Source organism: Candidatus Paracaedimonas acanthamoebae (assembly GCA_017307065.1).
GTDB lineage: Bacteria > Pseudomonadota > Alphaproteobacteria > Caedimonadales > Caedimonadaceae > Paracaedimonas > Paracaedimonas acanthamoebae_A.
In genome coordinates this window covers 31113-54848 of record JAFKGL010000018.1, presented here as the reverse complement: position 1 = coordinate 54848, position 23736 = coordinate 31113, and the positions used below count along the sequence as shown (strand labels likewise).

Annotated in this window: 22 protein-coding genes; 12 read left to right on the top strand and 10 right to left on the bottom strand. The window is 38.3% G+C overall.

What is annotated here, in order from left to right; translation table 11 throughout:
- Window positions 1-9: 9 nt before the first annotated feature.
- Complete coding sequence (locus tag J0H12_04780; protein MBN9413221.1) at window positions 10-1281, top strand: AarF/ABC1/UbiB kinase family protein; 1272 nt, start codon at window positions 10-12, stop codon at window positions 1279-1281.
- A gap of 247 nt (window positions 1282-1528) precedes the next feature.
- Here J0H12_04780 and J0H12_04775 read toward each other — a convergent pair whose 3' ends face one another.
- From J0H12_04775 to J0H12_04765, 3 genes are all read right to left on the bottom strand, one after another.
- Window positions 1529-3043: an NTP/NDP exchange transporter gene (locus tag J0H12_04775; protein ID MBN9413220.1), complete on the bottom strand. Its 1515-nt coding sequence runs from the start codon at window positions 3041-3043 to the stop codon at window positions 1529-1531.
- 225 nt (window positions 3044-3268) lie between these two features.
- Complete coding sequence (locus J0H12_04770) at window positions 3269-4027, bottom strand: response regulator transcription factor (protein MBN9413219.1); 759 nt, start codon at window positions 4025-4027, stop codon at window positions 3269-3271.
- Between the two features lie 185 nt (window positions 4028-4212).
- Window positions 4213-4995 carry a tetratricopeptide repeat protein gene (locus tag J0H12_04765; protein ID MBN9413218.1) on the bottom strand — a complete coding sequence of 261 codons (783 nt, stop codon included), beginning with the start codon at window positions 4993-4995 and terminating at the stop codon, window positions 4213-4215.
- Between the two features lie 81 nt (window positions 4996-5076).
- Here J0H12_04765 and nth point away from each other — a divergent pair, with 81 nt between their 5' ends.
- Window positions 5077-5727: an endonuclease III gene (nth, locus tag J0H12_04760; protein MBN9413217.1), complete on the top strand. Its 651-nt coding sequence runs from the start codon at window positions 5077-5079 to the stop codon at window positions 5725-5727.
- Here the strand turns inward: nth and J0H12_04755 are convergent.
- From J0H12_04755 to J0H12_04740, 4 genes are all read right to left on the bottom strand, one after another.
- Window positions 5724-6281: a DUF2155 domain-containing protein gene (locus J0H12_04755; protein ID MBN9413216.1), complete on the bottom strand. Its 558-nt coding sequence runs from the start codon at window positions 6279-6281 to the stop codon at window positions 5724-5726. The two genes, nth and J0H12_04755, sit on opposite strands and share 4 nt — an antisense overlap.
- Complete coding sequence (gene mlaD / locus J0H12_04750; GenBank protein MBN9413215.1) at window positions 6281-6763, bottom strand: outer membrane lipid asymmetry maintenance protein MlaD; 483 nt, start codon at window positions 6761-6763, stop codon at window positions 6281-6283. The genes J0H12_04755 and mlaD overlap by 1 nt, the downstream gene beginning before the upstream one ends.
- Window positions 6764-6799: 36 nt before the next feature.
- Entirely contained in the window at window positions 6800-8113 is a 1314-nt protein-coding gene (locus J0H12_04745) for a hypothetical protein (GenBank protein ID MBN9413214.1), read from the bottom strand.
- 207 nt (window positions 8114-8320) lie between these two features.
- Window positions 8321-8659 (bottom strand): hypothetical protein, encoded by a 339-nt coding sequence (locus J0H12_04740; GenBank protein MBN9413213.1) that lies wholly within the window; start codon window positions 8657-8659, stop codon window positions 8321-8323.
- 83 nt (window positions 8660-8742) lie between these two features.
- Between J0H12_04740 and J0H12_04735 the strand changes: the two genes are divergently transcribed.
- Both J0H12_04735 and rpiB read left to right on the top strand, forming a co-directional pair.
- Window positions 8743-9093 (top strand): hypothetical protein, encoded by a 351-nt coding sequence (locus J0H12_04735; GenBank protein ID MBN9413212.1) that lies wholly within the window; start codon window positions 8743-8745, stop codon window positions 9091-9093.
- 10 nt (window positions 9094-9103) lie between these two features.
- Window positions 9104-9550, top strand: coding sequence for a ribose 5-phosphate isomerase B (gene rpiB / locus J0H12_04730; GenBank protein MBN9413211.1), 447 nt, complete (start codon window positions 9104-9106; stop codon window positions 9548-9550).
- A 13-nt stretch (window positions 9551-9563) separates the two neighbouring features.
- Here the strand turns inward: rpiB and J0H12_04725 are convergent, their stop codons facing one another.
- Entirely contained in the window at window positions 9564-10658 is a 1095-nt protein-coding gene (locus tag J0H12_04725; GenBank protein ID MBN9413210.1) for a DEAD/DEAH box helicase, read from the bottom strand.
- 358 nt (window positions 10659-11016) lie between these two features.
- On the opposite strand from J0H12_04725, the gene J0H12_04720 reads away from it, so the two are divergent.
- Window positions 11017-11967 carry an alpha/beta hydrolase gene (locus J0H12_04720; protein ID MBN9413209.1) on the top strand — a complete coding sequence of 317 codons (951 nt, stop codon included), beginning with the start codon at window positions 11017-11019 and terminating at the stop codon, window positions 11965-11967.
- On the opposite strand, the gene J0H12_04715 is transcribed toward J0H12_04720, so the two are convergent.
- A complete protein-coding gene (locus J0H12_04715) occupies window positions 11956-12966 on the bottom strand; it encodes a hypothetical protein (GenBank protein ID MBN9413208.1) in 1011 nt (336 codons plus the stop codon). The two genes, J0H12_04720 and J0H12_04715, sit on opposite strands and share 12 nt — an antisense overlap.
- 143 nt (window positions 12967-13109) lie before the next feature.
- Between J0H12_04715 and J0H12_04710 the strand changes: the two genes are divergently transcribed.
- The gene (locus tag J0H12_04710) at window positions 13110-13607 is read left to right on the top strand and encodes a hypothetical protein (GenBank protein MBN9413207.1); all 498 of its coding nucleotides are present in this window, start codon (window positions 13110-13112) and stop codon (window positions 13605-13607) included.
- Between the two features lie 52 nt (window positions 13608-13659).
- Here J0H12_04710 and J0H12_04705 read toward each other — a convergent pair whose 3' ends face one another.
- Entirely contained in the window at window positions 13660-14280 is a 621-nt protein-coding gene (locus tag J0H12_04705; protein MBN9413206.1) for an SCO family protein, read from the bottom strand.
- 442 nt (window positions 14281-14722) lie between these two features.
- Between J0H12_04705 and J0H12_04700 the strand changes: the two genes are divergently transcribed.
- The 6 genes from J0H12_04700 (at window position 14723) to J0H12_04675 (ending at window position 23728) form a co-directional block, all read left to right on the top strand.
- On the top strand, window positions 14723-15928 hold the full coding sequence (locus tag J0H12_04700) for an MFS transporter (protein MBN9413205.1): 1206 nt from the start codon (window positions 14723-14725) through the stop codon (window positions 15926-15928).
- Between the two features lie 62 nt (window positions 15929-15990).
- Window positions 15991-16746, top strand: a complete 756-nt coding sequence (rlmB, locus tag J0H12_04695; protein MBN9413204.1) for a 23S rRNA (guanosine(2251)-2'-O)-methyltransferase RlmB — start codon at window positions 15991-15993, stop codon at window positions 16744-16746.
- 3 nt (window positions 16747-16749) lie between these two features.
- Window positions 16750-17379 carry a glycerol-3-phosphate 1-O-acyltransferase PlsY gene (gene plsY / locus J0H12_04690; GenBank protein ID MBN9413203.1) on the top strand — a complete coding sequence of 210 codons (630 nt, stop codon included), beginning with the start codon at window positions 16750-16752 and terminating at the stop codon, window positions 17377-17379.
- Window positions 17351-18511, top strand: coding sequence for a DNA-processing protein DprA (dprA, locus tag J0H12_04685; GenBank protein MBN9413202.1), 1161 nt, complete (start codon window positions 17351-17353; stop codon window positions 18509-18511). Before plsY ends, dprA begins: the two co-directional genes overlap by 29 nt.
- A 42-nt stretch (window positions 18512-18553) precedes the next feature.
- Entirely contained in the window at window positions 18554-20959 is a 2406-nt protein-coding gene (topA, locus tag J0H12_04680) for a type I DNA topoisomerase (protein MBN9413201.1), read from the top strand.
- 159 nt (window positions 20960-21118) lie between these two features.
- Window positions 21119-23728, top strand: a complete 2610-nt coding sequence (locus J0H12_04675) for a sel1 repeat family protein (GenBank protein MBN9413200.1) — start codon at window positions 21119-21121, stop codon at window positions 23726-23728.
- Window positions 23729-23736: the final 8 nt, after the last annotated feature.

Sequence of the window (23736 nt, the reverse complement as noted above, 5' to 3'; positions counted from 1 at the left end):
TCAACAGCGATGAGCACGACGGCTCTGCGTCTTGCAGGAGAACGTTATTTTGGTCTTTTGGTTGATCACGAATCTTTGGCTCATGATCTCACTCATGCCCTTGGATCCCTTAAAGGCCCTGTGATGAAGATTGCCCAGATGTTGGCATCCATTCCTGATAGTATTCCTTCAGAATATACGGCTGAATTTTTGCAGCTTCAGGCAAATGCGCCTGCCATGGGATGGCCTTTTGTAAGGCGGCGGATGATTGCTGAATTGGGGCATAATTGGCAGGATAAATTTGCTCATTTTCAACATGAAGCCACTTTTGCAGCATCTCTAGGTCAAGTTCATAAAGCAGAAAGTAAAGAAGGAAAACCCCTTGCATGCAAGCTGCAATATCCGGATATGAAGTCAATTGTCGAAGCTGATTTAACGCAATTGAAGCTTATTTTTTCTCTTTATGAAGCATCTCTAAAAGCTCTCCAAACACAAGAGATTTATGAAGAAATTAAGGCACGCTTATGGGAAGAGCTAGACTATGAATTGGAAGCAAAACATATAGCCCTTTATCAATACATTTTTAGAGATGAATCTTCGGTCCGTTTACCTGAAGTTATTCCGCAACTTTCGACTAAACGTCTTTTAACGATGACATGGCTTGAAGGTAAGCCTCTCAAAGAACTTAAAAATCTTTCTCAAACAGAGTGCAATCTTCTAGCTCAGAATATTTTTCGAGCCTGGTATAAACCTTTTTATCATTATGGCGTGATTCATGGAGATCCTCACCTTGGAAATTATACATTTTCCTCAGAAGGAATTGTGAATCTTTTGGATTTTGGATGTGTGCGGAAATTCCCAGCATCTTTTGTCAAAGGAGTTATCGATCTTTATCATGCCATGCTTTATCAAGATATAGATCTAGCCGTTTCGGCTTATGAAACTTGGGGATTTAAAAATTTATCTAAAGAGCTGATAGACGTACTTAATCTATGGGCAAAACTTTTATATGAACCTCTTCTTGATGATCGTATACGCTCCATTCAAGTGGATAATAGAGGCACTTATGGGCGAGAGATTGCTTATCAAGTTCATACAAAATTACGTGAATTAGGTGGGGTTTGTCCGCCGCGAGAATTTGTTTTTATGGATAGAGCAGCTGTGGGAATTGGTTCGGTTTTTATGCACCTAAAAGCAGAATTAAATTGGCATCAACTCTATCAAGACCTTATTCAAGACTTTAGTCCTGAAAATGTTGACCAGCAACAAGCTATAGCTTTGAGTGAATCTCATCTTTTATAGAAACACGTTTTCTTACTTTAAGATTTTTTAATTTCAATTATTCGGTAAAGCATCTACTAAAAAATATTTTTTATAATGAGATGGCGCTTGTTTATGTATTAAACAAAGATTATACGCAAATTTTTTTGGATTTATCTCCAAAAAGAACGGTAAAAAAGGTTACTAGACATTTTTAAATAAAAAAGAAGGGAGCTTTTATAGCTCCCTTCTTAATGCACTAATATATAAATTAGTTTAAGCTGAGGTCTTATTTCACGAGAGCATTATATCTCTTTGAAAGTCCCTTTACAGCCACAACCCAAGCACCAACAACAACGCCAACAACACCTGCAAGGTATGGCGCAATTGTCATAATATCACCCGCTGTTGCGATGAGAAGACCTTGTTGAACATAACCGCCGCCAGCTTTTCCTAGGCGTCCACCAATAACGTCGACAGCTGCTTTACCTTTGACCTTAAGTTCTTGATCAAGAGGGATATATGCCATTTCTTTTGTTGGGTCAAAGTTTGAATACTTTGTACCTTTACTGAGGATATTTTGAATAGCCCCAATATAGGTTGCCATTAAGGTTGCTGTAAGTCCCATGCCTGCAACGAGTGGTGTTAATTCATCCTTAAAGAGCACGAATGCAAAGAATAGGGCGCCTGTGATGATCAGAACGGCTGGCGTTACAATCGCGCCAGTGAACCAACCAAACTTACGGACGATACCCTTTGTGAACCAGATCAAGAGCATTGTCACGATACCTGTGGCACGAGAGAATTTACCCATGAAGGCACCATAATCGTTAGGATTTGGGAAAGCTTGCTTCAATTGGTCTTTCCAGACAACTTCGATAAGGTTAATAGAAACACCATAGGCTAAGACGAGAATTGCAATGTAACCGATATAAGGTGAGCTGAAAATCAACTTAAAGCTATCTCCAACGCTTAATTTTGGCTTACTTTTTTTCTCTTTTTTATTTTTTGGAGCCGCAGCATCATAAAAGCGAGGATCTGTGAGAATATATTCTGTTACCCACCAATAAAGTGCAATCGCTGCAATACCACAAACAACAACAGCGCCCATCATATAATTTAAAGAATAACCCCAAGCATCGACTTCAGGAGGAAGTTTATCTTTGATTTCTGAGAAATATTCAACTGTTGTACCTGAGAAAATAAGCGCAACGTTTGCGATTAAACCAAACATAGCATAAAAACGCTTGGCTTCTTCTGTGCGTGTAATATCGTTAGCAAACTGCCAAAAAAGAAGAGAAATCATAACAGATCCCCAAAGTTCAGCAAGCACGTAGAATAAAGAATATGTCCACACACCATAAATTGGGAAAATCCATTTAAAATTCGGATATTCTGTTTGCAATGCTTGAATAGTTTCAAGACTTGGGTGAATCAGTTCACGGTTTGGATATAAAGAAAAAGCAAATAATCCAAAGAAAGCAATAAACACAACAACAATGCCATAAAAGAGGCGTTCACGATTAACAATGTTCGACAATTTTGTATAAAGCAAGACGAATAAAATGGCAGACGGCATCACCCCCCAACCCTTAAGAAAGCTCAATACGCCAGCGCCAGAGTTTGGGGCTGTCATAATAAGAACGTCTTTAACGTCTCTTAAAATAGTATAATTGAAAAGGATGAAAAACATAATCATGCCCATCGGCAAGAATTTTTTAAGTTCGTGAGCGTAGATAGGCCATAGTGCGGCACGCACTGGGCTAAACTCTACAGGTTTTGTTCCTTCTTTACTGGTTGCCATTTTATCTTCCTATAATATTGATAAACTTACTAGATCCGCTCTGCATATCTTAAAAGACAATAATAATAAATGCAAAATTCTGCATAGGCCTATGCAAGAAACGCATAACGCTTCTTTTATTTAGAATTTTAATTAAAATAAATCAATCAATTTTTAGAAGAAAATGTTTTTAGGTTAAATACTCAACAAAGTTTTTTTTATTGAGTATTTAACTTTGCAACAAACTTAAGAGAGCGGAGCTGCTTGTTTCAAATTAAAAGAATCCCCTGTTTTAAGGGGTTGATTCGTTGGAGATAAACTATCTTCGTAGGTTGGTTCCTTTAACATATAACCTCGGCCCCACACAGTTTGAATATAATTTTCATCATTTAAAGCATCCGCAAGTTTCTTCCGAAGTTTACAGACAAAAACATCAATAATTTTGAATTCAGGCTCTTCCATGCCCCCATAAAGATGATTTAAAAAAACTTCTTTTGAGAGAGTTGCTCCTTTGCGGATCGCGAGGAGCTCTAAAATCGCATATTCGCGGCCGGTTAATTTTAGTGGCTTACCTCGAGCTTCCACGGTTTTCCCGTTGAGGTCAATTTTAAGCTGGCCAATTTGAATAATAGAATTAGGATGCCCTTTTGAGCGCCGTATGATTGCACGGACTCGGGCTATAAGTTCTTCTTTATTAAAAGGTTTTGTTAAATAATCGTCCGCGCCGAAACCAAGCCCTTTAATCTTATCATCTATTTGAGAAAGACCAGAAAGGATTAACACGGGTGTTGAGACTTGCACAGAGCGAAGCCGCCGTAAAATTTCGTATCCATCAATGTCAGGCAACATTAAATCTAAGAGAATAAGATCATATTCATAATGCCGAGCAATTTCTAATCCATCTTCGCCAATATCTGTTGAGTCACAGACAAATCCTTGAGCTTTTAAAGCTATTTGGATTGTTTTTGATGTGGCTGCATCATCTTCAATTATAAGTACACGCATTTTTTCCCCCTGCATATTATTTTTTTAGATCATTATTGGAACATATTTTTGCATTCTTGTTAAGACTTATTTACGAAGATTAACGATGTTCTAAAAACATTTTAATCAGCAGGAAAGGAAAAAAATAGAAAAAGTAAGAAGAGAAGATTTCGCTCACCCTTCGGTTTGAAAGGTGAGCTTTTTCTTTATTTTTTAGAGCAGGTCAGGTCTTTTTTGGCTTTTTCGACCATCTTTTTTACGTTTTGAGCTTGATTGGGAAATTCTTCTTGAAGTTGATCTAGCGTCGCACAAGCCGCGTCAGTTTTTCCGAGTCCTTTTAAGGAAAAGACTAACTTAATAAGAGCTTCTGGGGCTTTTGCAAAACTCAGTTTTTTAGCTTCTTTGTCTTTTGGATCTGTGGATTTTTCGATCATTTTATAGGATTTGTAAGCTTCTCCAAATGAAACAGAGGCGCGTCTATAGTCACCTTGGACATAGTATGTTTCACCAAGCCAATATTTAGCATTAATCACTAAAGGATCTTTAGGATAGCTTTTAATGAGCTCTTTCAACGCATTTTCAGCCGTATCATATTCGCCTAACGCTAAAAATTCTTGGGCTTTTGCATAGAGAGTTTGTGCATCATCTGTTCGAAGAGTTGTTGCATCAGAAGTTGTTGGCGTTAAAGCTTCAGAAAGAGTCTCGGAAGGTTTTTTCCCGAGGCTTGGAGCGATGGGCGCCATCATCGTCTCATTCTTTACTTTTAAGCGATGTTCAAGCACTTCAATTTTATCAGTTAATTTTTGGACTTGGGCTTCTAATTGGTTGAGACGTGAGTCTACTGTCCCATAAGAGTCATTAGGAAGAACAGGAGGAAGGTCTTCTTGGACAATTTCTTGATCCACAACATCAGTGTCAAGAAGCTCTTCTGCTTTCCCATAATAGGAAAAAGCCAAGATGAAAGCGGTTGATAGGAATAATTTTTGCATTTTTACCTCTATACTAATTCTAAAGAGAGTTGTATCTCAGACAGATGGTTCTCGTCTAGTCACAATCAAAAGGAACTCATAATGCTCAGTCTTTCGGCTATTGCAAAAATTTTCAAAAAATTATCTTTTCTTAATCCTGAACCCACGACAGAGCTTGAATCTACTAACCCGTATACGTTGTTAGTCGCGGTTGTTCTATCCGCTCAATCGACCGATAAGGGGGTTAATAAAGCCACACGTCCCTTATTTGAGAAGATTTCCACTCCGCAACAAATGGTTGAATTGGGAGAGGAACACTTGAAACAAGCTATTCGAACAATAGGATTTTATAATACGAAGGCAAAAAACATTATTCGTCTTAGTGAAATTTTAATTCGAGAATACCAAGGAAAAATTCCTGAAAATCGTGAAGCTTTAGAGAAATTGCCCGGTGTGGGGCGTAAAACAGCGAATGTTATTCTAAATACGGCGTTTGGTGAACCTGTAATGGCTGTGGATACACATGTCTTTCGAGTCTCTAATCGGCTTGGAATTTGTGCCGCTAAAACGCCTTTAGAAGTTGAGAAAGCTCTGATGGCAAAAATTCCTTCAGAGTATCTCCAACATGCTCATCATTGGCTTATTCTTCATGGGCGTTATACATGTCTGGCTCGAAAACCGAAATGTTACCTCTGTCCTGTGGTGGAGTTATGTGAATATAAAGAAAAAAATTTAGTTAAACGTAAAGCTTAAGAGTCATTGTGTTCATCTGAAGTCGGATGATTTTCTGGGGATTCACCTAATCCTTGATAAAAGCCTTTCATTTCATCGCTTAAGGGCAGAGTCTTTTCAGTTAGCAGAGGAGGAGAGAGCTTTTTCGACTGAATGATTGTTCCCTGACATTCTTTGACCCACACATCGTAAACGGGATGTTCTAAAGCAGAAATAGAAGGATGAGAGGCAAACATCCAGCCTTGGAAAATAAGATCTTCTTGGGCGCTGGGTTTTGTTTCAAAAATTTCTAAGAAGGCAGTCGATTCTGGAGGATCTTCAGGGGCGGCCTTTTGGCACAGACGTGGGATAATTCGTAATGTCCCAAACTCAATGGGTTTATTGATCTCCCCTTCAAGAGGAATCACGCGTCCAGTGATTTTATCGAGAGCCTGAAGAAGAATTTTATCTGTCACGTAAACTTCTTGCTCTTGAGTTTTAAGCATTGAATCCGGTTGAGATGGTGGCGCGATGTCTGTTGCCTGCGTAACCTTTGCAAGAAAACTTATAATGAAGAAAAAAATGAATACGTTCACTATTTTTTCTCGGCAGAAGGTTGTGCTCCTTCTTTTTTGGAATCTTTAGCGCTAAAAATAAGCTGACCAATCATTCCCTCTAAGCTGACGGCAGATTGTGTATGTGTGATTTCTGCCCCTGAAGGAAGGTTTTCCTCGTCTCCGCCGGGTATTAAGGCTAAGTATTTATTCCCCATCAGGCCATCACTTAAAATTTCAGCAGAAGAATCCTTGGGAAGAGAGATGTCAGAAGCTAATGTAAAATGGACACCCGCCAAATAGGTCTGGGGATTAATCTTAATGTCTTTCACTGTTCCTACTTTTACGCCACTCATGCGAACATCGCTACCAACAAAAAGGCCATCAACACGATCGAATTGAGCCCAATAAAGAGCTCCTTCGCTACTTTTATATCCACTACTCCTATACGCAAAGGTAAGAAAAAAAATAGCAATTAAGAGAACAACACCGCCCATGACGGTTTCAATGAGATTATTTCGCATGTTTAATTATCTATCCTTAATATCCATGAATATAACTTATTCACCTTTTTCCAGTGGAGCGGAGCTTGATTCCATTCCTGTTTCCTCGATTCCTAAAGTTTCTTCTGGAAGAGGAGGTATTTCTCCCGTTGAAGCATTCGTGATAGGTTGTTGTAAATCTGCTTCAATTTGAGTAGGAGCCGAAGAGGTAGCTATCTGAGAGTCGCCCTTTTTTATACTTTTTGTACGTTTTATTGGGGTCTTTGCGTCCGAACCTTTTCTCCCCGGTGTCGAGGAGGATGAAGCTTTTTGCTCTTCTTCTTTCGTGACAGATAAGTTGAATTGTAATCCAAGAGGATTTTCTTCCCCTATTTCTGAAGATTTTTCCTTCTTTTTATCTTTAGAGGATTTTTTCTTTTTTTTGTCTTTAGAAGGGGGTTCTGGTACAAAAAGTTTTTCATCGTGCTTTTCTTGGAACATAATTTTATAAGTCGCTATATTTGCTACGGTACCTTTTATTTGATCCTTTTGCATGGTAGCGAGAGTGTTTGGATCACGTCTTTCTTCTCTATCGTCGCGCTTTACTTTCTTACGCGTTTCATACCATTGTTGTTTTTGTGTTTCAGAAATGAGAATTTCTGCCACTTTCATATCATTTTTATTCCGTAATTTTTTTAAATCTTCCTCAGTGCGGACGCAAAGTAAATGAAGAGCATTTTCTAGATTTTTCATTTGTATAAATTCATCATATTTCAAGGCCTTTTTCAATTCGTCTTTCAGGCCATATAACATTCCTTTAAATCCGATAAACATGTTTAGTGAGGGGATATAGACGATAGGGTGAATTTCATTTGGTTTTGTCATTTCATCCGCTCGTAAAGCGAGGAGAATATGTACAGGAAGTAATTCTTCTGGGGCAAAGAGGAGAGCTTCAGAATTTTTAGCTACAGCGCGTGGTCTTAAATAAAAGCCTGAAAAAGAGTCAAGTATGTTTGCCGAGTCTGAAGCTGGTTCCACTTTCATATCTTTAGATAGATTTGGTTCTTCTTCTTTTCTTGGCGTAATTTTTTTAGAAGATTTTGTAGATTGCTTTTTTACGAGTGTTCGTTTCTTTTCAGGTTTAGGACTAGGAAAATCTGCTGACTCTTCTCCTGTTTCTATGGACTCTGTCGGTGTAGGAAGAGGGGAAGGTGCTTGATCTGGAGAGAACTGAAGCTGCTCAAGATCTAAGGGAGGCATTAGAGTCGGATGAGGAGATCCTGAATCATTTAAAACTAATTCGTCAGGCTCAACAGGGCTTGCATTTCCATTATACGAAACCGACAAAGTGAAAAGGCAGCATACTGCAATTTTAAGCATCTTATCAAACATGTTTTACTCCTACCAAGTTTCTGTACTTTCTATGACACCAATAATTTGTAACTCTTTGAAGGTCACTTCAAAATACCTGAAGAACGACCATATTTAGGACATTTTCAGAAAGCTCTTCTCTTTAAATCTTTACTAAATGGTTTTAAGAAGTGCAATGTTTTTCCAAAAAGGAAGTTCTTTTGAGAATAACTTTAACCAATAAAGAATTTAGGAGGGCTGCCAGGGCTCATATCCTTTATCGGGCTTATTTTTTGTTCCTTTTTTGTGAGGATGATAAGCTTCAGGCGTGCCAGTTTTGTTCGCTTGATGCGGCTGAATCCAATCATAAGGGAGCTTTTTTAAAGGCGCTTCTAGAGTGTAGTGAAGCCAGCCATACCATTCAGCAGGGACTTTTGAGGCTTCTACTTCTCCGGAATAAAGAACCCAACGGCGAGGCCGCCTTAGGGGTTTAACAAAAAGAAATCGTTCTTCATAATATCGATTCCCATAGTCATCTTTACCAATGAAGCGCCCTTTAAGAGTGGTTAAAATTTTAATAATGATCATAATAGGAAAAACTCTAAAATATAGTATACTCTTTTTTAACAGAAGAAAGTTTACACTAAAATAACATTTTAAAGGAGGGGGAGATGAAGTTTATTTTTAGCCTTTGTTTGTTATCATTTGGAATTCCTGCTTTTGCAGGATCGCCTTTGGATTCTCTTAAAGAACCTTTCATGCATCTTAAAATTTATTCAGCTACCCAAGAAATTGAAAAACTTATAGAGACAACTAAAGGAGATCACATTGTCTTGCCAACGTCTCTCAAGATTACGAAAGCTGATGAGGAAGCTTGTAAGAAAAAATGCAGCTCTTCTTCGGGAATTTTTGCTAGCGGAATAGATTGTCAACAAGGATGTAAACCTCAAGCGATTGAGCAAGCAATTTTAAGGGCTGCTGATAAAGAATGGCAGCGCCGGAAAACGATAAGAGTCGAATAAGGAAAACGGAATGATACCTATTTTTAAGAAAATTGCAATTGCATCAGATCATGCAGGATTTCCCCTCAAAAAAGTGCTCATTAAAACGCTTGAGAATCTGAATATTAATGTGTTTGATCTGGGGACTTTTACTGAAGAATCCGCAGATTATCCAGATTATGCTCGGCAGGTTGTGTCGTCAATTCTTACCGAAGAAGTGCCGGCTGGGGTCCTCATTTGTGGGACGGGAATTGGGATGAGCATTGCCGCAAATCGACATTCTGGGATTCGAGCCGCTGTTTGTAATGAAGGAACGACTTCTGCGCGGTTAGCGCGAGCGCATAATAACGCCAATATTCTGTGTTTAGGAGAACGTCTCATTGGTCCCGAAGCGGCTAAAGACACTCTCTTAACATTTATAACAACCGCCTTTGAAGACGAAGAACGTCATCGCAGGCGGTTGAGTAAGATTATCTAGGAATGTTACTAACTTAAGCGCTGATTTTCGCGCCAGTTGTTTTAAGAATAGTTTTCCATTTTCGACTATCATCTGGAGAAATTAACGTCAAAGCAGATCCTTGAGCTCCTGCACGTCCAGTTCTTCCGATGCGGTGCGTATAATCTTCAGCGCATCCTGGCAAGTCGTAATTAATCACGTGTTGAATGTGAGGAACATCGAGCCCACGTGCAATAATATCTGTGGCAACCATAATTCGGCTCTTTTGTTTGCGAAATTCTTCGATGGCTCTACTGCGCTTACTTTGGTTAAGGTCGCCATGAATGGCATCTGTATTATGATTCTGAGCTTGAAGTTGCTTGGCGAGTTTTTCAGCGCCTCGTTTTGTCTTCACAAAGATCACAATAGATCCTTCACGCTCATCAAGTTCTTTCAAAAGATGTGGGAATTTTTCAGTCGCTTTAATATAAATTGCTTGTTGTTTAATCTTGGGTGCTGGTTGAGCTGCTAAATCAACACTGATGCGTTGTGGATTCTGAAGATATTTATTCGCAAGTTTTATAATGTTCGATGGCATTGTCGCAGAGAACATCAAAGTTTGTCGTTCAGAAGGCAAAAATTTGACGATCACATCGAGCTGTTGGCTAAAGCCCATATCAAGCATGCGATCTGTTTCATCAAGGACAAGAAATCCTGTTCTATTAAGTTTTAAGCTATTCCGTTTTAAATGGTCAATGATACGCCCAGGAGTACCAACAATAACTCTAGGATTTGCCTTAAGTTGAGCAAATTGTTGTCCCATCGATTGCCCGCCAATTAAAAGGGCCATCTTGAGAGAGCCGTTTTTTCCCATAAGTTGAGTAAGAGAATCTTTAACTTGAATTGCTAATTCTCGTGTTGGGGTTAAAATTAAGGCTGTTTGCCCTTGGGAAGTACTTAACGTCGTAATCATCGGCAAAAGGTAAGCAATTGTTTTTCCGCTACCTGTTTGAGATGAGGCCAATAAATCGTGGCCTTCCATTGCCATAGGAATGGCTTTTGCTTGAATAGGAGAAGGGGTCTTAATTTTAATGCGCTCAAGAGATTGCAAAAGAAAAGAAGGTAAATTAAAGCTTTGGAATGTCGTCATTTTTAATCCGATTTTTTTAATTAATGAATTAAGCTGGCGTAAGACTAATGTCATACACGTGAGGCTTAAGAGCAGAATTTGTCGGTAGTTCTATAAAATGACTGAAAAACGCAAAAGCAATTATTGTCTTTGAAAAGAGCTATGATAAATTCATCGCTTGTCGCCCTTATAGAGGCCTTGGAAAGGAATGTCAAGAAAATAGAGGAAATAAGATTTTTAAAGGAATTACAGTTAATTTTGTTTGTCGCTAATTCTCAACGCATTACGTAAAGTATTATATTATTTTGCAATAATTCGTTAATATTTTTAAGAGATACTGGTCTTATGACAATTCTAATAAGAGAGATGGAGATTTCAAGTGACACAAAAAGTCAATCCACAAATTCAACAGTTCTTAGATCAATTTAATGCATTTATGTTAACACAACCTAAACAAATTCCTGTTGAAGCTGGGCGATTGGCTTATGAGCATTTCTCTATTTTGCAAAGTGGAATTCCTTTAAAAGTACGCCGTGTGGAAGATTTAACCATTCCAGTATCTAATGGTGAAGTCCAAATCCCTGTTCGTATTTATACACCTCAACTGGGGGCTCAATTGCCTGCTCTTATTTATTATCACGGAGGAGGATGGCAAAGAGGCAGCATCACAACCCATGATTCAATTTGTCGAAATCTTGCCCTAAAAGCGAATTGCGTTGTGATGTCGGTTGAATGGCGTTTGGCTCCAGAGCATAAATTTCCTGTGGGACTTGAAGACTGTTGGGATGCGTATCATTGGTTTTTAGAGTATGGCCCAAAAGCGTATAATGTTGATCCTCATCGCATTGCGATCGGGGGTGATAGCGCCGGGGGAAATATGACGGCGGTCACGATCCAAAGGCTTAAGAATGAAAATAAACAATTGCCTAAGTTTCAACTTCTTCTGTATGCCGCGCTTGATTTAGGAGGCAATTTACCTTCTTATTCCACTTATGCGGATGGATACTTCTTAAGCGCAGAACATGTTCAATATTATGTTGATCATTATCTCAACTCCGGTGAAGAAGTTGATAATCCGATGGCATCTCCTTTGCGTGCGACAGACCTTTCAGGGCTTCCTGAAACCCACATCATAACGGCGGGATTTGATCCATTAAAGGATGAAGGGCATGCTTATTATGAAAAATTAAAGAAATTTGGTGTTCCTGTAACCTATCAATCTTATGATGCCATGATTCATGCGTTCTTGCACATGACAGGGACAGTACCTGAGGTGAATCATATTATTGATGAAATAGCGGCTCGATTGAAAGAAGGCTTAGGTGCTTAAAGCACGAGCCATAAGAGGTAAGCTATGATCCAGACGATAATCAAGACCTGAATGATTGTCGGGAAATTCTTCAAAAATATGGGGAACTTGGTAATTATTTAATAATGAGCTCAATCGTCTCGCGCCGAAATGAAGATAATATTGGTCGTAGATACCGCAGTCGATAAAGATGAATTTTAAAGATTTAAGATTCGTAAGATAATGGGGAACCATCTCTAAAGGATCCCATTGAAGCCAATTTTGCCACTGTTCGGGAATTAAGTCCGCTGTCGTTGAGGTGACGGGGAGTTGAATCCCACAGTATTCATTGGGATTCGGATCATAACTGGCAGCCATCGCTAAAATCATCAGAGTTGTAAAGTCGTTTCCTTTTAATTTAGGTGATGTTTGGACGGTGCGTAAAAAATTTTCGTAGGAGCCACCATAATTCTCGAGAGTCATGAGAGCTTTTGGAATTTCTGGAAGATAAACCCACTCAAATCCCATATCTCCTGAATGACAAGCAATTGCGGACCATGTTGACGCATGGCGCATTCCATTAACAAGAGCTCCGTATCCTCCGGAAGATTTTCCAATCAAACCTCGACGTCCTATGCCACCGCAAGGAAAATTGGCTTCTAAAGCTGATAATAAATCGCCTTTTAAGAAATCTTCATAATTTCCAAGGGCTGAGCTGTTGATATATTGATTTCCTCCAAGAGACGTGAAGCAATCTGGAAATGCAACAATAATGGGGGGCATGCCTTCTGCAATAAGGCGATCTAGACGTTCAGGCATTGATTCTTTAAAACCTTGCCATCCAATGCGTCCTAAGCCAGAATTACCAAATGCGGCGAGCTCAATAATAAGAGGGTAGCTTTTTTCAGGATGATAGTCAGGCGGAAGATAGACGGGGCATTGGCGAGTCGCTGAATCTCCTAATAAATTATTTTCAAGAGATTCTGAATAGATTTCAATAAGTTCAAGATGTCCTTGTGGCCGAGGATTTTTAGCGAACATTCAAAAGGCTTTCATGATCCCATTTAAAATTATATAATCAAAATTAGCGGATTAATTTTTCAATTCAAGAAAATTATATCTTTTTATCTTTAATTAATTTTTTAATGATTAGTATTTAAATGAAATTTAAATTGAGAGTAAAAATGTTATTTAATAAGATTGCTGCAAAAGATCTAAAAATAAGAAAAGTATTTGTCGCTTTTTTTGCTCTATTTTTTACAACCACGATTGTTTATGGAAGTTCAAATGAAGAAAAAAAAGAACAAAAATCTTCTCGCACTATATCTCCAGACCCAAATTATGCCGACCCAAATTATACTGATCACAGTGGGGCAGAAACATCAGGTCGGCAATTAAAAGAGCATGATGAAATCGCGTCTTTCAAGATGCAGTATGTAGACATAAAAGTTCCTGGATATTTTGAGGCAGCTCAGAAACTTTCTAAATCCACAATTAAGGAAGTGAAATCTTTTGGCTTGCGGGCCCTTTTAAATCTTGGACATGATCGAGGGAATGCAAAGGCTAAAGAAGCTGCCAAAATAGTAGCAGATTCTGATGATCTTGATCTTGCAAATTTAGCAAAAGGAGTTTTAATCGAAATAGAGTGGGAAGAAAAACACCTCACTGGATCTACCTCCTAAATAGTGAAAAATGTGTGTGTGGGCTCTGCCTGAGACCTAATTATTATATTCTCTAAAGTATTTTTATCAAAGCGTCTTTAAGCTCTTTTGGAGATGTTAAATGGTTAAAGTGAGCAATAAAACGTCCTTGACGGTCCATGATATAAATAATTGATGAGTGATCCATCAGATATTCGGTTGTGGTTCCATCAGGTGAAACCTTAGCACCATGAACCTTATAAGCTTTCATAACTTTTTGAATTTGTTCCTCTGAACCTGTTAACATAACAAAATTAGGATAATAATTTTCACGATAACGAGCTAAATGCCCAACTGTATCGCGGGTGGGGTCAATGGTAATAAAAAGAGGTTGAATCTCTTTAGCAAGGGGGCCTAGAGCCTCTAAGGTCTGCGACATATTATAAAGAGCGCTTGGGCAAATGTCTGGGCAAAAGCTGTATCCAAAATAGACAAGAAGGATTTTTCCTTTAAAGTCAGCGTCTGTACGTGGATGACCGTCCTGATCAATCAGCGAAAACGCTCCCCCAATATGAGGAATGCCATATTCTTTTTCTTGAAATACAATCACCGGAGTGTCAGCCCCCAAGGGTTCAGAATTATGAGTATAAATATACCCTAGCCATCCGGCACTGCCAATACAAATGAGACCTATCATAAAAACTATAAAACGCATTATCTAAGTAGGATTTAGTTAAGAATTTTTGAATCCTATCGTAAAATATCTAACTTGGCTAACATAATTTTGGGCTCATCGAAAAAACGATCTCTAGGGGGCATTACTCTAAAATGAATCCTTTAAATTAAGAAAATTAAGTTCTCCAATTTTTAGAAAAAATCTTGGAGGATTTAAAGAAACCTCATTAAAATTGTTGACGGCTTAATCTTTTTTGTTATGTTCCTAAAGCTATTTTAGGGCACAAAAATTTTTTCTTTGTTGAGTCAAGGCCTCGTAAGTCTAAACGTCACTTAGAGAGACTCATTAGAGTGTGATTGGTAAGTATTTTTCTTGGTAAATTAATCAAAGTGCAAAACCAAGAGTCCTGCTTGCTTTTACACTATAGAGTCATTTATGTGTATTTCTTAAGGTAAAAAAGTAAGATTTGGAGCTATAAATAATGCTTAAGCTTTTAAAAAATAGATTTGCACACCTTCCGATGGAAATTTGGGCTTTAACCCTTGCGAATTTATTGGTTGCTGTGGCAACAGCCATGGCTTTTAGTATTTCTCCTTTTTTTATTACCACAGTTCTTGGGTTGAGCACTTTCTCGATGGGGGCGATAGAAGGTTTCGCCGAAGCCTTATCTCAGATTAGTAAGCTCTCATCAGGTGTCAGTAGTGATTATTTTCGGAAGAAAAAGCCGACCCTGATGTTTGGTATTTTCTTGGCAGCCATTTCAAAGCCGTTTTTTATTTTAGCAAATGGTTCATTTGCCGTTATAATTTCTAAGGTGTTGGAGCGTATTAGCAATGGAATCATTGCGACGCCTCGAGATGCATATGTAGCTGATATTTGTGTCTCTTCTAAGAGAGGAGCAGCTTATGGCATCATGATGACAGGAAAAACAATAGGGTGTGTTATAGGGCCCTTAATTGTTTCTTGTTTAATATTTTTCACGGAAAATTACCGACTTATTTTGTGGATTGGCTTTTTGCCTATTTTAGCGGCTTTATTCATTATATGGAAATATATGCAGGAGGCAAATCTAGAAGAAAAGAATACGTCCGAGACATCCGCTGAAAGAAATAAGATTTCTTTTGAGGATATGAAAAAATTACCGTCTAAGTATTGGATGGCAATTGGAATTGCAGCCGTTTTTATGTTGGCTCGTTTTAGCGATGGGTTTCTAGCTCTCCGACTGAAAGAATTAGGTGCACCCTTGCCAGTTTGTACGGCAACCATTGGAATTTTCAATTTTATTTCTGTTTTATGCAGTTATCCCATAGGACATCTGTCAGATAAAGTAGGGCGAGAAAAATTACTTTATTTTTCTTATGTCTCTCTGATCCTTTGCAACGTTAGTTTTATTTTTGCAGGAGATATGTGGCTCGGATTATTAGGGGTTTTATTTTGGGGAGCGCAACGCAGTACGTCACAAATTCTTTTCACAGCTCTTATAGCCGATGTTGCTCCTAAAAAAATCATGGGCACCGCTATCGGTATTTTTTATATTATTTCAGGTGTTTCTTCTCTTCTTTCTGGAAGCATTTCGGGATGGCTTGCAAACTCGCAATTATCTAATATTTTTATCTTTGGTTTCTTTACGTCAATGCTTGCACTAATCATGCATACTATCACATTGAAACGGCGTCGCTACTTATAGAAACTTTAGGTTCTGATAATAAGATTTCATGACAAAGGATTTGAAAGATGATAGAAAGACGTATGAACAAAAATCAAGGCTCGGCGTCAACTAAAAATACGTTTTGGATTTATGGACTTCATTCTGTGAAGGCGGCTTTATTAAATATGGAGCGTCAATGCTATAAAGTCATTTATCTGCAAGACTCACTTCTTAATGAGCTTGATTTTTCCAAACGTCCTGAGCTTTCTGTTGAAAAAGCGGATCGACAAAAATTTCAGTCCCTTTTTTCAGAAGGAGCTGTTCATCAAGGAATTGCCGTTCTTGTAGAAAAATTCGAAGAAAAAGGTATCGAATTTCTTGAACAAGTTGAAGATTCATCTGTCGTGCTTACGCTTGATCAGATCACTGATCCTCATAATCTAGGCGCTATTTTAAGATCTTCTGCTGCTTTTGGCGTTAAAGCATTGATATTGCCAGATCGCAATACTCCAGATGAAAATTCGCCTATTGTTGCTAAAACAGCCTCTGGAGCTCTTGAATGGGTTTCCATCTTGCGTGTCACCAACCTTGCACGTACTCTTGAAAAAATGAGAGAATATGGCTTTTGGCATATAGGTCTCGATGAGAAGGGAGAATCCTTACTTGCAGATCTAAATCTCGCAGGAAAAACAAATATCATTTTGGGTGCAGAAGGTGAAGGGTTGCGGCGTTTAACTCAAGAATCTTGTGATTTCTTAGCACGATTACCAACTAATGCTCATTTTGGGACTTTAAATGTCTCGAATGCAGCTGCGATTAGTTTATATGAATGTATTCGTTCTAAAACAACGAGTTAAGTTATGTATTTTTTAGAAAGTTCTTTTTTGTTAATTCTTCTTGTTATGGTGATTGGCTTTGGGTTGGGGAGTATTCCTTTTGGTTTCATCCTGAGCAAAATATTCTTAGGCATAGACCCTCGAAAAATAGGTTCTGGAAATATTGGGGCGACAAATATTCTGCGAACAGGTCGTAAATCTTTAGCTATTGCCACATTACTTTTAGATGCCCTTAAAGGAGTCGTGGCTGTACTTATCTGTCATAAGTTATTTCCTTTATCCTATGAATTAGAACTATACTTGACTGGATTTGGTGCCATCTTAGGGCATATGTTTACGCCTTGGCTTGGTTTTAAAGGGGGAAAAGGTGTCGCAACAACCGCAGGAGTTTTATTAGCTCTCTCTTGGCCTGTCGGGGGTTGTGCATTGCTTACATGGTTATTGACCTTCGTAACGACGCGCTATTCCTCTCTTGCAACACTTTTGGCGGCGGTCGGAATGCCATTTTATGCCATTTATTTTGGCGATAATTACCTAATTATCTGGTGTTTAATCGTGGCAATTATTGTTATCGTAAAACATAAAGAAAATATTTCGCGCCTTATACAGGGAAGGGAATTAAGGATTGGAGCAAAGAAAAAACCAAAAAGTTAATTTAGACTCTTTGGGACCAACCGTTTTATCCGCGGAAGAAAAAATAAATTGGATTCGTTTATCTCGTGCGGAACCTATTGGCCCAATAACTTTTTTCGAGCTTATTCAGCGTTATGGAAGTGCCGGAAAAGCGTTAGATGACTTGCCCGAAATTACTTTTAAAGGAAATTATAAGAGAAAATTTAAAATTCCTACGATAGAAGAGGCTTCTCAAGAATTAGAAGAACATCATAGAATAAAAGCAGATCTCATCGCTTTTTCAGAGTCAGATTATCCGGAAATTCTAAGGCATATTGCTGACCCTCCGCCCCTTATTAGTATTCTGGGTGATCGCAAGTCCTTACAAAAACAGGCCTTAGCGATTGTAGGCGCACGCAATGCATCACTTAATGGATGTCATTTTTCACAAAAATTAGCTACAGAATTGGGATCCTACGGTTATCAAATAGTTTCAGGGCTTGCGCGAGGGATTGATACATCGGCTCATCAAGGTGCCTTAAAATCCGGAACAATCGCTGTTCTCGCAGGCGGAATTGATCATATTTACCCTCGTGAAAATAGAGAGCTTTATTATAGCGTTGCTGAACAAGGAGTAATTATTGCGGAATCTCCGTTTGGAACCATTCCGCAAGCTTCCTTTTTCCCGCGACGTAACCGCATTATTGCCGGATTAAGTCTTGGGGTGATTATTATAGAGGCGGCTAAGCAGTCAGGGTCTCTTGTGACGGCTCGTTTTGCACTGGAACAAGGGCGAGAAGTTTTTGTTGTGCCTGGCTCTCCTCTTGATCCACGATCTTATGGAGCCAATATGTTGATTCGGCAAGGAGCAACCCTTATTCAAAATACAGATGATATTATCTCAGGAGTTGAAAATTTAGGGAAAATTAAACCTGTTTTAAAGCAGCAGGAAAAAAAACCTGAATCCCAAGAAAATTCATCTTTTAATAAAGAAAATAACGCAAAAATGCAGCAACACATCCTAGATTTATTAAGTATCTCACCAATTGGGGTTGACGAAATCATTCGAGAGTGTCACTTCTCGACAGCAGAAGTTATGTTAGCTCTTCTTGAGCTTGAACTTGCGGGGCGTATACATCGTCATCCAGGGGGTCAGATTTCTCTTAAAGGATAAGAGTAATCATTTTTTAAACAATTAAGAATATAAGATTTACGTATGAAAGTTGTAGTTGTTGAATCGCCATCCAAGGCAAAGACGATTAATAAATATTTAGGCTCTGGTTATAAGGTTTTAGCCAGTTATGGTCACATTCGTGATTTACCTTCCCGTAATGGCTCTGTTGACCCTGAGAAAAATTTTAATATGGTATGGGAAGTCGATGATAAAGCCGAGCGCCATATCAATGAGATCTTAAAATCCCTTAAAGGGGCTGACCAGCTTTTACTCGCAACTGACCCTGATCGGGAAGGAGAAGCCATTTCCTGGCACGTAAAAGAAGTACTGGATCAGAAAAAAGCTTTAGAAAATATTGATGTTAAGCGCGTCGTTTTCTATGAAGTCACTAAAAAAGCAATCCTCGAAGCGGTAAAAGAACCACGAGCTCTGAATAAAGAATTAATTGAGGCGTATTTAGCCCGTCGTGCGTTAGATTATCTTGTGGGCTTCACTCTTTCGCCAATTCTTTGGCGGAAGTTACCAGGCAGTCGTTCGGCAGGCCGCGTTCAATCGGTTGCATTGCGCCTCACAACAGAACGTGAAGATGAAATAGAAGCATTCCGTTCTCAAGAATATTGGACGATCAGCGCCGAATTTTTAGGGCAACCTCAAAAGCAATTACGCGCGCGATTGACGCATTTTGAAGGCAAAAAATTAGATAAATTTGATCTTTCTGATCAATCTAAGGCCCAAAAAGCACAAACAGAAATTGAAAAGCATCTTTATAAAGTTTTGGAAGTCGAGAAAAAACAAACTAAAAGACATCCATCTCCTCCTTTTACAACATCAACTCTGCAGCAAGAAGCCTCACGTAAATTAGGTTTTAGTGCCAAGAAAACAATGCAACTAGCTCAGCATCTCTATGAAGGTTTTGAGGTGGGAGGCGAAACGGTTGGTCTTATTACCTATATGCGTACAGATAGTGTTAATCTTGCGCAAGAAGCTCTTTTTGCTGTGCGAGATCTTATAAAACAACAATATGGGGCTACCTATTGTCCTGACGCTCCCCGAGCCTATAAAAGCAAAGCGAAAAATGCGCAAGAGGCCCATGAAGCCATTCGTCCGACGGATATTGTGCGGACGCCGAGCATGGTGAAGTCTGTGTTAGATACAGATCACTTTAAGCTTTATGAGCTCATCTGGAAAAGAACGCTTGCGTCTCAAATGGAATCTGCCCTGCTGGATCAAGTCGGCGTAGATATTGCAAACCCTGCTAAGGATATCATTTTACGGGCGACAGGTTCGACAATTGCTTTTGATGGGTACCTTAAAATTTATGAAGAAGGAAAGGATGACGAAGCGTCTGAGCAAGAGCAGATCCTTCCTCCTGTGGTGCCAGGCGAAGATCTAGCATTGCAAGGCGTGCATCCTGAACAACATTTTACGCAACCTCCTCCCCGATATACGGAAGCAAGTCTTGTTAAAAAACTTGAAGAACTTGGCATAGGCCGTCCTTCAACATATGCGTCCATCATTTCAACCTTGATTGACCGCAAGTATGTGGCCCTCGATAAAAAAAGGCTCAAACCTGAGACTTTAGGGCGACTTGTTACAGCCTTTTTGAAGAATTATTTTGCAAAATATATTGAGTATGATTTCACAGCTCATCTTGAAGAGGAGCTGGATGAAATTTCAATGGGGAAACATTCTTGGTTTAAAGTCCTGGAAGATTTCTGGAAACAGTTTCATGCAACGGTTGAGCAAGCTGCTCCCTTAAAAATAGCAGATGTTATTACACAGCTTGAAAAGGATCTCGAGAAATTAATCTTTGTTCCTCTGGAAGAGGGATCTGATCCTCGTCAATGTCCACAGTGTAAGGAAGGAAAACTCAATCTTAAATTAGGGAAATGGGGGGCATTCGTCGGGTGTTCGAATTATCCAACATGTGGTTTCACGCGCAAGCTTTCGAGTGATTCAAAAGAAGGAGAGGGCCCAACTGAAGAATCTTCACAGAAGGAAACCCTTAAAAATATTTTTGAACCCAAACTCTTGGGAACAGATCCTACCTCAAAAGCAACCATTTCTTTGAAAAAGGGTCCGTATGGATTTTATCTTCAATGGGATGGGGGAGAGCAAGACGCTCCTAATCCCACGAAGACTAAGGGCAAAAAAGCTGAAGTTGCTAAACCTAAACGTGTGGCAATCCCTCGGGGGCGTTCTGCAGAAAGCATTACACTTGATGATGCTTTGGCTTTGGGAGCTTTGCCACGTACGGTTGGGACACATCCTGAAACAGGGAAACCAATCACGGCTGCGATTGGTCGTTTTGGTCCTTATGTGAAACATGAGAGTACTTTTAAGTCGATTGGGAAAGAAGATGATGTTTTAACGGTCACATTAGAGCGCGCTTTAGAACTCTTCAATCAAGAGCCTGAGAAGAAAAAAACATTTAAAAAGAAATCATAAAGATTATAACTAAATTTTAATAAACTCATATTTTCATCTAAAAAGATATTTATTTAAAATCTGTAGTATTTTTTTTATTTATAACTTCAAGTACTTGTAATTTATAAAATAGTCATCATATATTTCTTGTAAGATACTTTATTTTTATGTGGAGATATTATGAAAATCTTTTTTGCAATTTTATTAGCAACAACTTTTTTATCTAGTAACAGTTTTTGTAGTGATATCTTAGAGATAGGCGAAATACATCAGGGGAAAATCGATCTTTCTTCTCTTCCTAAAATGGCTCAAAAAGTAATAAAAGGCCTTGAAAAAGACAATATTTCTGAGATTCCTAGAGAGGGTTTAAGCCAGTTTTTTACCGAAAAATATCATTTTTTTGATGAAGAATTAGATGTTTCTCTAACTAAGAAGGCTATTTTAAGTGGAAAAATTGGAGAATGCTCAGTTGAACATGAATTCTTGATGGCTATTTTACAAGGGTATCAAGCAAATGACAGAGCACAAGAAGCTCTTTATCAATATCTAGCATATAAAGTAGGCCCTATTGATTTGCGCGATCCAGAAAGAGCACAAAATCTTCTAGAAACTGCTCTTAAGGAAAAAAGATTTTGGGCAATTAAAAAATATGAACAAACTCCTGAACTTCTTGAAACACTTAAAGACCGATTTGAGCTCATTATTATCTTGGCTAATAACGGGAATGAGTCAGCTATTCCGAAGGTACAAGAAAAATATAAGATTACTCTGCCTCATCTTAAAAATGTACGGAGTGTTGAAAGTATTGATAAAACAATAAATGAATTAATGAACCAGTGTGAAAAAATTTCTTGTGGTGTTTTTTTTAGGAAGATGGCACTACATTTCCAGCATAAAAGTGAACAAGAAAAACCTAAGTCTAAAAATAAAAAACTCTATAAGAAAGCTGCAAGAAAATTTTTCTTAAATGCGGCTAAATTAGAAGATACTTTAGCTATAGTCGAGTACTTACCTTTCAAAAAGAACGCAAGCGTAGAAGAAGTTGAGAAGTATGTTGTCACTGTTTCTAAAATGATGAATTCGTATAAAGGGTCATCTTTTCTGTCGCAAATTCTAGATCAGGTTGTGGCGAGAGTTACGGCAATATATGAGTCTTTTGGAGATAAACTTAGATCCAAGAAAGGTGCTTATGATTTCCTCATTAAAGCAGGGGACTTTAAAAATATGAGAGCCTTAAGTTATATTGGGAATATCGCTAGCTCTAAAAAACTTCCAGAATGGATAAGCAAACAAGAACTCTTAGACAGTTTTCGAAAAGGCGCTGATTTAGGTAATCCTACGTCACTCTATAATGTAGGTTATACACTATTACAAGTTAAAGATGGTGCTCCTGATTATACTGCAGCGAAAGAAGCTTTAGAAATTAATTTAAAGCTAATTAAGGAACTTTCTTCAGAAGAAAAATATAAAGATCTTGTTGGTAGAGCACATTTTAATTTGGGTACATTTTATGAAGATGGATTAGATGGAAGCCAACCAGACTTTCAAAAAGCATTAGAGCACTACTATAAAGCAATGGAAGGTTCTCCTGAAGCTAAGTATAGAGTTGCCATGCTTTATCAAGATGGATATGGAGAAATAGAAGATCGAGAAAAAGTAATTTATAAGTTTTTTGAAGAAGCTTCAGAGGCAAAATACCCGCCAGCGTCTGCTGCTTTAGGAGAATATATCTTAGAGAAATTTCAATCTCAGTCTAGGGTTTTTATAGATAGGGCCTACCACTATTTTCAAGAAGCTTATAGCTATTTTAAGGATAATGGAGATATAAAATCTCTTGAGATAGTCAAATTAAATATGGCAATATGCTTGTGGTATGGTGGTGAAGAGGAAAAGCAGGATCAAAAACGTGCTTTTGATTTATTCGTAGAAATAAAAAACGCCGGAAATTTAAATGCTCTTGTGAATGTTGCCGTGGCACTGGGTTTTGGTTTTCCAGGGCAAGAGCGCGACTTAAAAACGGCTGAGGCATATCTTCTTGAAGCCATTGATAGGGGGGTTGATGATGCTTATTTAACATTAGGCAGTATATATTTAGAACATAATGATATACCACGGGCCATTAACTTTTTTAACCAAGCAAAACAAAGAGGTATTAAGCGCGCTAAAGATTTTTTAGAAGAGTGTTTACGCATAAAAGAAACAACAGAAGAAGTTGATCTTGAAAGAATCCATAGTGAACTTATCAAGGATGTACAAAAGCCATTAAATACTAAGCATTTAAATACTAAGCATTCTGATAAATCTGACTCTGAATCCCAGATAATGGAAGGGCACAAGGTTCATTTATCAGATGAAACAGAAGCTGATATCGAAGAAGCCATGAATAAATATAATAAGGAAATGGAAGATTATCGTAGGCAGAAAAAAGTTCTTAATAAAGCCACTATAATACGTGGAATGAAAACAGAATTAAACGATCTGAGCCGGCTTTCACCTGAAGAATTGCAAGGTGAGAATTACAGTATCTTTAAAGATCTTAAAGCTAATCAAGCTGTAAAACCTACAGAGCTAATCAAGCTTTGTAGTGATAAAATCTTTCGGAATTCAATCGTTATAAGTTTTACTAAAAAAGGTTACACATTCTTCTTTAGTAAGGGGATCTCAGTAGGGACGCACCGTAAGCATAATAAATCCTACAAGGGGGTTGATTCAAGCTTTGCAAAGAAATTTTATCAAGCTTTAAATCAAGCATATTTTGAGGATGTAACCGATTCTTCTATACAAGGATGAAGGTATTC